General features: G+C 60.6%; 10 protein-coding genes. All 10 read right to left on the bottom strand.

The features are described 5' to 3' along the window. Positions 1–242: 242 nt before the first annotated feature. The 10 genes from AC3I0A_RS18430 to AC3I0A_RS18475 all read right to left on the bottom strand — a co-directional run bounded on the left by AC3I0A_RS18430 (position 243) and on the right by AC3I0A_RS18475 (position 12,121). Positions 243–1,010: an SDR family oxidoreductase gene (locus AC3I0A_RS18430; RefSeq protein ID WP_489378540.1), complete on the bottom strand. Its 768-nt coding sequence runs from the start codon at positions 1,008–1,010 to the stop codon at positions 243–245. 5 nt (positions 1,011–1,015) lie between these two features. Next, complete coding sequence (locus AC3I0A_RS18435) at positions 1,016–2,227, bottom strand: O-succinylhomoserine sulfhydrylase (RefSeq protein WP_489373647.1); 1,212 nt, start codon at positions 2,225–2,227, stop codon at positions 1,016–1,018. Positions 2,228–2,292: 65 nt separating this feature from the next. Continuing rightward, positions 2,293–3,798: an amidophosphoribosyltransferase gene (gene purF, locus AC3I0A_RS18440; RefSeq protein ID WP_131059546.1), complete on the bottom strand. Its 1,506-nt coding sequence runs from the start codon at positions 3,796–3,798 to the stop codon at positions 2,293–2,295. Positions 3,799–3,839: 41 nt separating this feature from the next. Then, entirely contained in the window at positions 3,840–4,400 is a 561-nt protein-coding gene (locus AC3I0A_RS18445) for a CvpA family protein (RefSeq protein ID WP_489373649.1), read from the bottom strand. A 174-nt stretch (positions 4,401–4,574) separates the two neighbouring features. Then, positions 4,575–5,234: an SPOR domain-containing protein gene (locus tag AC3I0A_RS18450; RefSeq protein ID WP_489373651.1), complete on the bottom strand. Its 660-nt coding sequence runs from the start codon at positions 5,232–5,234 to the stop codon at positions 4,575–4,577. Continuing rightward, positions 5,218–6,525, bottom strand: coding sequence for a bifunctional tetrahydrofolate synthase/dihydrofolate synthase (folC, locus tag AC3I0A_RS18455; protein WP_489373653.1), 1,308 nt, complete (start codon positions 6,523–6,525; stop codon positions 5,218–5,220). The genes AC3I0A_RS18450 and folC overlap by 17 nt, the downstream gene beginning before the upstream one ends. Then, positions 6,522–7,442, bottom strand: coding sequence for an acetyl-CoA carboxylase, carboxyltransferase subunit beta (gene accD, locus AC3I0A_RS18460; RefSeq protein WP_489378541.1), 921 nt, complete (start codon positions 7,440–7,442; stop codon positions 6,522–6,524). Before accD ends, folC begins: the two co-directional genes overlap by 4 nt. Before the next feature lie 269 nt (positions 7,443–7,711). Beyond that, positions 7,712–8,335 (bottom strand): phosphoribosylanthranilate isomerase, encoded by a 624-nt coding sequence (locus AC3I0A_RS18465; protein ID WP_489373654.1) that lies wholly within the window; start codon positions 8,333–8,335, stop codon positions 7,712–7,714. A gap of 63 nt (positions 8,336–8,398) precedes the next feature. Further along, a complete protein-coding gene (gene truA / locus AC3I0A_RS18470; RefSeq protein ID WP_489378542.1) occupies positions 8,399–9,223 on the bottom strand; it encodes a tRNA pseudouridine(38-40) synthase TruA in 825 nt (274 codons plus the stop codon). Positions 9,224–9,448: 225 nt separating this feature from the next. Continuing rightward, entirely contained in the window at positions 9,449–12,121 is a 2,673-nt protein-coding gene (locus AC3I0A_RS18475; protein WP_489373656.1) for a FimV/HubP family polar landmark protein, read from the bottom strand. Positions 12,122–12,143 lie beyond the last annotated feature (22 nt).

Consider the following 12,143-nt stretch of genomic DNA (forward strand, 5'->3'; position numbering starts at 1 on the left):
CTTCGTTGAGGCCGCGAAATTTACGCAGATACCGAAGCTAAGTCAATACCCTGCTTGAAGTTTTTCTGAAAAAGACAAAATCGTGTCATACGCAGTCAGACCGCTTTCGCGAGCAAGCTCGCTCCCACAGTTGATTTTCGTCGAGCACAGAACTGATGTTCACCGCAGAACCCTTGTGGGAACGGGCTTGCTCGCGAAGACGGCAGCACATTCAACATCAATGCTGGCTACATCTGTCAGGATTACTCGCGGTAAATCATTTTCTTGGTCATGCCGCCGTCGACCACAAACTCCTGGCCCGTGACAAAACCGGCATTCTTCGACAGCAGCCAGGCCACCATCGCCGCCACGTCCTCCACGGTCCCTACCCTGCCCGCCGGGTGCTGAGCATGATCGGCGTCCGTCAGTGGCTCGGCACGGCGCGCAGCCGGGTCTCGGGCATCGATCCAGCCAGGACTGACCGCATTGACCCGAATCTCCGGACCAAGACTGATTGCCAGCGCATGGGTCAGCGCCAGCAGACCACCCTTGCTCGCCGCGTAAGCCTCGGTATCCGGCTCCGACTGCCCGGCCCGGGTCGAGGCCAGATTGACGATGGCACCGGCGTGAGCACGCAGATAAGGCGCGCAGTGCTTGGCCAGCAGCATCGGCCCACTGAGGTTCACCGCAAGAACGCGATTCCAATACGCCAGATCAAGACTTTCCAGGGTGATATTGCGCGGATCGGCCACCGCCGCATTGCAGACCAGCGCATCGAGGCGCCCGAACTGACCGAGCACCTCGGCAACGCCCAAGGCAACCTGCTGCTCATCCGCGACGTCCATGGAGATGAACCAGGCACTGTCACCAAGGACCTTGGCAACCTTTGAACCGCGCACGCGATCGAGGTCTGTCAGCACCACCTGCCAGCCTTCGCTGATCAGCCAGGCCGCGATCCCCAGACCAATGCCACGCGCCGCGCCGGTAACCAGAGCGACACGACCATGGGTGCTGCCCGCCGCCATGGACATCTCGATCACAAGGCAGCCAGCCCACGCGCCAGATCCGCCTGCAGGTCAGCGACATCTTCCAGACCGACTGCGATGCGGATCAGGCTGTCACGAATCCCCGCCGCTTCACGCTCTTGCGGCGCCAGACGGCCGTGAGAAGTGGTGCTCGGATGGGTGATGGTGGTCTTGCTGTCGCCCAGATTGGCGGTGATGGAAATCAGACGGGTCGCATCGATAAAGCGCCAGGCACCCTCTTTTCCGCCCTTGACCTCAAAACTCACGACCGCGCCAAAGCCTTTCTGCTGACGCTGGGCCAACTCATGCTGCGGATGGCTCTTGAGGCCGGCGTAATGGACTTTCTCGATGCCGTCCTGCTGCTCCAGCCATTCGGCCAGTTGCTGCGCGTTGGCGCAATGCGCCTTCATGCGCAGGCTCAGCGTTTCCAGGCCCTTGAGGAAGATCCAGGCGTTGAACGGGCTCAGCGTTGGCCCGGCGGTACGCAAGAAACCGACGACTTCTTTCATCTGCTCGCTGCGACCGGCCACCACACCCCCCATGCAACGGCCCTGGCCGTCGATGAACTTGGTCGCCGAGTGCACGACGATGTCCGCGCCCATCTTCAGCGGCTGCTGCAAAGCAGGGGTGCAGAAGCAGTTGTCGACCACCAGCATCGCGCCTTTGGCGTGAGCAATTTCCGACAGCGCGGTGATGTCCACCAATTCGGCCAACGGGTTGGACGGCGATTCGACGAACAGCAATTTGGTGTTGGCCTTGATCGCCGCATCCCAGCCGGACAAGTCCGCCAGAGGCACGTAATCGACTTCGATACCGAAGCGCTTGAAGTACTTTTCGAACAGGCTGATGGTCGAGCCAAACACGCTACGCGATACCAATACGTGATCGCCGGCGCTGCACAGGCTCATTACCACGGCCATGATCGCGGCCATGCCGGTCGCCGTGGCCACCGCTTGCTCGGCGCTTTCCAGCGCGGCAATGCGCTCTTCGAACGCGCGCACGGTCGGGTTGGTGTAGCGCGAGTAAACGTTGCCCGGCACTTCCCCGGCAAAGCGTGCCGCCGCGTCGGCAGCGGTACGGAAGACGTAGCTGGAGGTGAAGAACATCGGATCACCGTGTTCGCCTTCCGGCGTGCGGTGCTGACCGGCGCGAACGGCCAGGGTATCGAACGCTACGCCTTCGAGGTCGCTGTCCAGCCGACCGGCATCCCAATCCTGACTCATGCTGTCACTCCTTGCTTTGCTCTAATCAGTAGATACAAAACCGGCCCCTCAGGGCCGGTAGTTACTCAGTTGTTGTACAGATCGATGATCGCACTGACGGCCTGCGTCTTGACCTTGGAGGCATCGTTACGAGCCTGCTCGATCTTGTTCAGGTAAGCCTCGTCAACGTCGCCGGTCACGTACTGGCCGTCGAACACCGCACAATCGAATTTCTCGATCTTGATCTTGCCGCCACCGACCGCTTCGATCAAGTCAGGCAGGTCCTGATAGATCAACCAGTCAGCGCCGATCAGGTCGGCTACGTCCTGGGTCGAACGGTTGTGGGCGATCAACTCGTGAGCGCTCGGCATATCGATGCCGTAGACGTTCGGGTAGCGAACGGCCGGTGCCGCGGAGCAGAAGTAGACGTTTTTGGCGCCGGCTTCGCGAGCCATCTGGATGATCTGCTTGCAAGTGGTGCCTCGAACGATCGAGTCGTCCACCAGCATCACGTTCTTGCCGCGGAATTCCAGCTCGATGGCGTTGAGCTTCTGGCGTACGGATTTTTTCCGTGCAGCCTGGCCCGGCATGATGAAGGTCCGGCCGATGTAGCGGTTCTTCACGAAGCCTTCGCGAAACTTGACGCCCAGGTGGTTCGCCAGCTCCAGGGCCGCGGTGCGGCTGGTGTCCGGAATCGGGATGACCACGTCGATGTCGTGCTCTGGACGCTCGCGCAGGATCTTCTCGGCGAGTTTCTCGCCCATGCGCAGGCGAGCCTTGTAGACCGACACGCCGTCGATGATCGAGTCCGGACGCGCCAGGTAGACGTGTTCGAAGATGCACGGAGTCAGGGACGGGTTGGTAGCGCACTGACGGGTGTGCAGCTTGCCGTCTTCAGTGATGTAGACCGCTTCGCCCGGTGCCAGGTCGCGAATCAGGGTGAAACCGAGCACGTCCAGGGAAACGCTTTCGGAGGCGATCATGTACTCGACGCCTTCGTCGGTGTGACGCTGGCCGAAGACGATCGGGCGGATACCGTGCGGGTCGCGGAAACCGACGATGCCATAACCGGTGATCATCGCCACGACGGCGTAACCACCGACGCAACGGTTGTGCACGTCAGTCACGGCAGCAAATACGTCTTCTTCGGTTGGCTGCAACTTGCCGCGCTGGGCCAGCTCGTGCGCGAACACGTTGAGCAGCACTTCCGAATCGGAGTTGGTGTTGACGTGGCGCAGGTCAGATTCGTAAATCTCCTTGGCCAGCTGTTCAACGTTGGTCAGGTTGCCGTTATGCGCCAAGGTGATGCCATAAGGCGAGTTGACGTAAAACGGTTGAGCTTCGGCCGAAGTCGAGCTGCCCGCGGTCGGGTAACGCACATGGCCAATGCCCATGTGCCCGACCAGGCGCTGCATATGCCGTTGATGAAATACATCACGGACCAGGCCGTTGTCCTTGCGCAGGAATAACCGGCCATCATGGCTGGTCACGATACCGGCAGCGTCCTGGCCGCGGTGCTGGAGGACGGTTAGCGCGTCATACAGCGCCTGATTGACGTTCGACTTACCGACGATACCGACGATGCCACACATGCGACGCAACCCCTACTTAATGAATCTGAACTGAACACAACTCACTGAGGCGTTTTGGCCGTCGGCAAGAGGTGCTCCTTGAACGGTATTTCAGCGGGTACGCTGATACCGCTGGCAAGCCACTGACTGCTCCACCCAAGAATCAGGTTTTTGGACCAGTCTGCAACCAATAGAAATTTTGGCACGAGTTGTGACTGTTGCCACCACCCGTCCTGCTGTACCGGCCCCAGGCTCAACAGCCCGACCGCCACGACCACCAGCAACGCGCCACGCGCTGCGCCGAAGGCTGTGCCGAGAAACCGGTCGGTCCCGGACAGGCCGGTGACGCGAACCAGTTCGCCGATAAGATAATTGATCATCGCGCCTACCAATAAGGTGGCGACAAACATGATGGCACAACCCGCGATCACGCGAGCCGAAGGTGTTTCGATGTATCCGGCGAGGTACTGGGACAATGAGCCACCGAACATCCAGGCTACGGCTCCTGCGATGATCCAGGTGAGCAGCGACAGTGCTTCTTTGACGAAGCCGCGACTCAAACTGATCAAAGCGGAGATGGCGATTATTGCAACGATCGCCCAGTCAACCCAGGTAAATGGCACAGTGCAGCCTACAGACGGATAAGGCGGCGCATTTTAGCAGAAGCGCATGCCTGTCGGTAAGCGGCGATTGTCAGCGCATTTCAAATCAATGCGATAGCATTAGACGATAACACAATCTGCGAGCTGCCGAAGGCTGCGCCAGCTGCTACGAGTAACGTGGCGCACTCCAATCCTTTAGCCGCGTTCCGGCTGGAAACGCACCACAAAACCCTTGAGATTCTGCTGACGACTCAGCAAGTCCCGCAGGCGATCGGCTTCAGCGCGCTCGATCAGCGGCCCGACGAACACCCGATTTTTGCCCTCAGCGGTACGGATGTATGCGTTATAGCCCTGACTGCGCAGGGATTTCTGCAAACTCTCGGCGCTTTGACGGCTGGTCAGACTGGCCAGCTGAACCGACCAACTGACTGACAGGCCATTGGCATCGACACGGCTTTGGCTGACATCGGGCCTGGCCGTTGCGGGCGCGGCCGGTGGTGCAGTGGCCGGCTTGGGTGCCACAGGCGCTGTCACAGGCTTGCTGGCGACGACCGGCGGCGCTGCCGGGGTGGCCGGCACGCTCGGCGCAATGGGCATCGACGGCGTTTGCTGCTGAGCAATTTCTTCATCGCTCGGAACCGGTTCCTGCGGCAGGCTTTGCGGCTCAGGCACGGCCACCGGCTCAACCTGCACCTGCGGCACGGCAGGCGCTTGAGGTGCGGCCGGGGCTTCAACGCTGACCTGGCGCTGCTCATCCTGACGGGAAAACAGCATCGGCAAGAAAATCACCGCCAAGGCCACCAGAACCAGCGCCCCGACCATACGCTGCTTGTAAGCGTTATCCAGCAAAGCCATTTGCACTCTCCTCCGTGGAGTGCCGGGCTAACCATTCGAGAGCCTCGGCAACACAATAAAATGATCCGAACAGCAGAATTTCATCCTCGGCCGTCGCCTGGTCACACTGCCCTTCCAACGCGGCAGCGACACTTTCATAGGACGTCACTGACGCGCCAAGGTTCTGCAAGGCTGTTTGCAGATCCGCCACCGGGCGACTGCGTGCAGAATCCAGCGGGGCAACAGCCCACTGCTGGACACTACCATTCAACTCGGCGAGAACTCCATCAAGATCCTTGTCCGCCAGCAGACCAAACACCGCCAGACGCTTGCCAGCCAATGGGCGCAGAGCCAGGAGATGCGCCAGATATTCCGCCGCGTGCGGGTTATGCCCCACATCCAGCAGCAGATTCAGACGCTTGCCGTGCCAGTCGAACTGACGCCGATCGAGGCGTCCGACTACCCGGGTGTTTTTCAATGCCTCGACAATCTGCTCCGCCTGCCAGGGCAACCCGAGCAACAGGTAAGCCTGCAACGCCAGCGCAGCGTTTTCCATCGGCAGATCGAGCAGCGGCAAATCATGCAGTTCAACCGCATGGCCTTGCGCGTCAAGGCCGCGCCATTGCCAGTTGTGCTCGGTGAGACCCAGATCGAAATCGCGACCGCGCAGGAAAAACCCGCAGTTGAGCTCGCGCGCCTTGTCCAGCAAGGGTTGAGGAGGATTGAGATCGCCGCAGAGTGCAGGCACGCCCTGACGGAAGATGCCGGCCTTTTCGAAAGCCACCGACTCACGGGTATCACCCAGCCAGTCGGAGTGATCGACGCCAATACTGGTGACCAGCGCCAGGTCGGCATCGATCAGGTTGACCGCATCGAGGCGCCCGCCCAGACCGACTTCCAGCACCACTGCATCGAGACCGGCACGCTGGAACAGCCAGAATGCCGCCAGGGTGCCCATCTCGAAATACGTCAGGGAAGTTTCGCCGCGACCGGCCTCGACCGCTACGAAAGCCTCGCACAACTCAGCGTCAGTAGCCTGGAGACCATTGACCTGCACCCGCTCGTTGTAACGCAGCAGATGCGGCGAGTTGTAGACACCGACCTTGAGCCCCTGCGCGCGCAACAAGGACGCCACGAACGCACAGGTCGAGCCTTTGCCGTTGGTACCCGTGACCGTGATCACCCGAGGCGCCGGCTTGCCCAGCCCCATCCGGGACGCTACCTCTCGCGAGCGCTCCAGCCCCATGTCGATGGCCGACGGATGCAACTGCTCAAGGTAGGCGAGCCAGTCGCCAAGGGTACGTTCGGTCATAGGTTTGCAGGCACCGGAGGAATCACGATTGGCACGATAGGAGCAGCGACGAATTCCGGCGTCGGCAGGCCCATCATTTGCGCCAGCAGGTTACCCAGACGCGGGCGCAGTTCCTGACGGGCGATGATCATGTCGATGGCGCCGTGCTCCAGCAGGAATTCGCTGCGCTGGAAGCCTTCCGGCAGTTTTTCACGCACGGTCTGCTCGATCACGCGCGGGCCGGCGAAGCCGATCAGCGCTTTAGGCTCAGCGACGATCACATCGCCGAGCATCGCCAGACTGGCAGAAACACCGCCGTAAACCGGGTCGGTCAGCACGGAGATGAACGGAAGGCCTTCTTCACGCAGACGCGCCAGAACCGCCGAGGTCTTGGCCATTTGCATCAGAGAGATCAGCGCTTCCTGCATCCGCGCACCGCCGGAGGCAGCGAAGCAGATCATCGGGCAGCGGTTTTCCAGCGCGTAGTTGGCAGCGCGAACAAAACGCTCGCCAACGATGGCGCCCATCGAGCCACCCATGAAGGAGAACTCGAACGCCGAGACCACCACCGGCATACCCAACAGGGTACCGCTCATGGAGATCAACGCGTCCTTCTCACCGGTCTGCTTCTGGGCAGCGGTCAGACGGTCTTTGTACTTTTTGCCGTCGCGGAACTTCAGGCGATCCACTGGCTCCAGGTCAGCGCCCAGTTCGGCACGGCCTTCAGCGTCGAGGAAGATGTCGATTCGCGCACGTGCGCCGATACGCATGTGGTGATTGCACTTGGGGCAAACGTCCAGGGTCTTTTCCAGCTCCGGACGATAGAGCACGGCGTCGCAGGAAGGGCATTTGTGCCATAGGCCTTCAGGCACCGAGCTTTTCTTCACCTCGGAACGCATGATCGAAGGGATCAGTTTGTCTACTAACCAGTTGCTCATGCTTTCTTTCTCCAGTACCGGCGGCCCGAACGCCTGACGTTCGAAGCCCCGAGTATGCCCTTGAGCTAAATTCATGTGTGCGGCGATGACCCGTTGGTTACCGCGGTCAGCGCGAGGCTTGACCTGCATGCAACCCAACGAATCCTCAGCCATCCCGGCCACCGCTGCAGAGCGGTTGCCACTTCGGTTTCGGCCCGTCCAGCGACGGTGCCAGCCTGTTTTGTACAGTGGTGTTATGGACGGCGGCAGACTGCCAGCCGTCACATCGACTACTTGCTGTTACGTACAGCCTGTATGAACGCCCGAATCTTCGCGTGATCCTTGATGCCCTTGCTCTGCTCCACCCCGCCACTGACGTCCACCGCATACGGATGGACCTGCGCAATGGCCTGCGCCACGTTCGTCGCCGACAGACCACCCGCGAGGATGATCGGCTTGCCCAGGTCCTTGGGCACCAATGACCAGTCGAAGGCTTCACCGGTACCACCAGGAACGCCTTCGACATAGGTATCGAGCAAAATACCGCTGGCGCCCGCATAAGCCTTGCAACTGGCGGCGATGTCATCGCCGGCCTTGACCCGCAGCGCCTTGATCCAGGGCCGGTGATAGCCTTCGCAATCGGCCGGGGTTTCATCGCCGTGAAACTGCAACAGGTCCAGCGGCACCGCATCGAGAATCTCACCGAGCTCGCAACGGCTGGCGTTGACGAACAGGCCAACGGTGGTCACGAACGGCGGCAACGCGGCGATGATCGCCCGCGCCTGCTGCACATTCACCGCCCGCGGGCTTTTGGCATAGAACACCAGACCAATCGCATCCGCCCCGGCATCAACCGCCGCCAACGCATCTTCTATGCGGGTAATCCCACAAATTTTGCTGCGAACGGCCGACATATCGTTGGAACCTCAGGACTTATCCGGGAAAGTCCCGGATGGTAGCAAATGCTTTTCCGGGCGTCAGCCGTCAAGTTCCGAGAAACCGGTCAGGAAATGTGGACCGATGAAACGCTCGGGCAATTCGAACTCGTCGTGGTACTCGACCTGTACCAGATACAGCCCGTACGGATGGGCTGTCACACCGCCGGTTCGGCGGATACGGCTTTCGAGCACTTCCCTGGCCCACTCCACCGGCCGCTCGCCCGCACCGATGGTCATCAGCACCCCGGCGATGTTGCGCACCATATGATGCAGAAATGAACCGGCGCGGATATCCAGCACAATCATCTTGCCGTGTTGAGTCACCCGCAGATGGTGGAGCTTCTTGACCGGCGACTTGGCCTGGCACTGACCCGCACGAAACGCGCTGAAATCGTGAGTCCCGACCAGATACTCGGCGGCTTGCGCCATACGCTGTACGTCCAGCGGGCGATGGTTCCAGGTGATTTCCTGATTCAAATGCGCCGGACGAATCTGATCGTTGTAAATCACGTAACGGTAACGCCGGGCGATCGCCTTGAAGCGCGCATGAAAATCCGCCGGCATGACCTTGGCCCAGCTCACGCTGATGTCGTGGGGCAGATTGATATTGGCGCCCATGACCCAGGCCTTCATCGAGCGCTCGGCCTGAGTATCGAAATGCACCACTTGCCCGCAGGCATGCACACCGGCGTCGGTGCGCCCGGCACACATCAGCGATACCGGAGAGTCGGCGACTTTGGACAAGGCATTTTCAAGGGTTTCCTGCACCGTCAAAACGCCGGAAGCCTGACGCTGCCAGCCGCAATAACGCGAACCCTTGTATTCAACACCCAGAGCGATTCTGGAAAAACCTGCGGCCGCCATTTCGGCGGCCGCGCTATCTATATTTGCCAAGGACGTACAGCCTGCTGATTTACGCAAAGGCGGCCATTATAAGGCCACGAGACCGAGACGCCATCTATTATCAGGCGTGTGCAAACCTGTGGGAGCGAGCTTGCTCGCGAAGACGGCATCCCAGGCAACAATGCCCCCGGATTTTAAACAACAACGGCAGCCTCGATGGCTGCCGTTATCGTTATACCGGGTGCTCTATCCGACCAAACGCGTCAGCATTTCCTTGGCTTCGCTCTTCTGGCCTTCATCGCCCTCAGTGATCACTTCACCGAGGATATCCCGTGCACCATCGCTGTCGCCCATGTCGATGTAAGCCTGAGCCAGGTCCAGCTTGGTCGCGACCTCGTCGGTACCCGAGAGGAAGTCGAACTCGAGCTCGTCAATGTCCGTTGCTGCATCCTCGGCCGCGAAGCGTGGCTCGGCGAACGGTTCTGCGATAGGCGGTTGTTCCAGGCTTTGCGCCAGACGATCGAGCTCGGCGTTGACGTCATCCAGCTCGCAAGTGAACGCATCCGGCTCGGCCTGCACATCAAATTCATCAGCCAGAGACAGGTCGAAATCAGCTGGCAGGTCCAGATCATCGAGCAATGCCTCGGCAACCACTGGCGCCTCGGTTGCCGGCAGATCTTTGAGATCATCGTCAAGACTCAGCAGAAACTCGTCGTCAGCCAGCGTTTGGGCCGGCACATCGCCACCGAGATCAAGGTCGAAATCCTCCAGATCGTCCAGGCTCTCCTTCGCTTCAGTCTGCTGCTGCAAAACCGATTCGAAGCTCAAGTCGTCATCCAGTGGAAAGTCGTCAAGCTCCGGCGCAGGGGTGACCACCGCAGGCGCTGGAGCGGGAACTGGAGCGGGAGCAGCCGTTTCCAGATCATCCAGGCTCAGATCAAAATCCGTATCGAATTCATCATCCGCTGCAACCGGAGCCGGGGCTGGCGCCTCAGGCTCATCGAGCAGCAGATCCTTGACATATTGAGCGTCCAGCTCGGCCGCCACCGCCGCCGCGCCGAGACCTGCTGCGGCCGCTACGACGACCATCGCCGGGAAACGGCTTTTCAGTCGTTCGACTTCAGCGTAATTCTTGCCATTGGCAACCAACTGGCGCTCTTGAGCGACAAATGCGTCACGATCGCCCTGCCCGCCATAGACTTCCATCAGCTTCAAGCGCAGCTCGCTGCGTTGCGGCTCCTGCTTGATGGCTGCTTCCAGAATGTCGGCGGCCTGATTCAGAGCGCCGCGCTCGATATGCGATTGCGCTTGCAGCAGAACGTCATCCGAACGCTCGGCCGCAGGCGCAACCAGCGGTGCGGCGATGGGCGCTACAACCACAACAGGTTCGACGACAGGAGCTGGAGCTGGAGCTGGAGCTGGAGCTGGAGCTGGAGCTGGAGCGAGTTTCAAGCTCGGCGGAGGAACTTCAAGGCCTTCGAAGCTGCTTTCCGGCAGATCCAGATCGATGGAAAACTCCGGTTCCTCCGACAAGGCTCGCGCCATGCGCAGGTGCTTCTCGGCCTCTTGCCGGGCTTTGCGACGACGCACCAACAACAGCAGCAACAGCAGCACCGCTACCGCACCACCACCGACCAATCCCATCAGGACTGGATTGGTCAGCAGATCGTTGTATTTCGGCTCATCGACAGCTGGGGTCGCCGCTTCAATCGGCGGCTCGCCAGGCACGGCAGCAGGTACGGCAGCAGGTGTGGCAGCATCAGGTGCCAGCGCTGCTCCCGGTGGCGTCACGGCAGGTTGGGCAGCCTGAGGATCAGCGGCCAACTCGGCCGACATCGGCGCTGAAGGCTGAGCAGCGCCCGCGCCTTCGGCTTGCAGTTTGGCCAACTGATTGTTCTTCAATTCGATCAAGCGCTGGAGCTTGTCCAGCTGGCTTTGCAGATCCGTCATGCGGCTTTGCAACTCGGCATTGTCACGCCGGGTCGAATCGAGGCTTTCCTGGGTGACGGCGAGCTTGTTGCTCAGCGCCGTGCTGTCGCCAGCCGCACCTTTGCCACGGGCGTTGCTGGACTCGGCGGAAACCAGACTCAATTTATCCTTGGCTGGCGTTTGCGACGGCGCGGCATCGCCACGCGCGCGTTTGGTGGCATCCAGTTGCGCGGGTCGTGCGACCGAACGACGGCCCTGGCGCCAGGCAGTGTTCTGCGCAGCCACTTCGGCAATGGCCTGAGGTTGCTCCAGGCTGGTGCTTTGCACCGCGTCCGGCAAACGCAGCACCTGACCGGTTTTCAGCCGATTGATGTTGCCGTCGATAAAGGCATCCGGGTTCAACGCCTGAATCGCCAGCATGGTCTGCTGGACCGAAGCGCCGTTACGGTTTTTCGCGGCGATCTCCCACAGGGTGTCGCGCCGCGTAGTGGTGTATTGCGCAGGCTTGCTTGCCCCGGTGACGGGAGCCGTGACCGCAGCGGATTGACCCGACGCAGGCTGAGCGGCGGCTTTGGCGGTTTGTGGAGAGAACTTCGAGGGATCAAGCAACACACTGTAGTCGCGCAGCAGACGGCCATTAGGCCACATCACCTGCACCAGGAATTTGACCATCGGTTCGGAAAGCGGCTTGCTCGACGTCACGCGCAAAACACTTTTGCCACTGGCATTGAGCACCGTGGTGAAGGTCAGGTCGTTGAGGAACGCCTGACGATCGACACCCGCCTTGGCGAACTCTTGCGGCGACGCGAGGCTCGGCACCACTTCGCCAGCGCTGAGATCCTTGACATCAAGCAGTTCGATTTCCGCCACCAGCGGCTGGTTCGCAGTTGACTTCAGGGTCAATTCCCCGAGTCCAAGAGCCTGCGCCACACCGGAGGACAGCGCCGAGGCGGCCGCAATTGCCAACACCAGTTTGCGAACTTGAACCATAGCCTTATCCTTTGTTTAAACA

It is taken from the genome of Pseudomonas sp. KH_024_B2 (genome assembly GCF_057839965.1).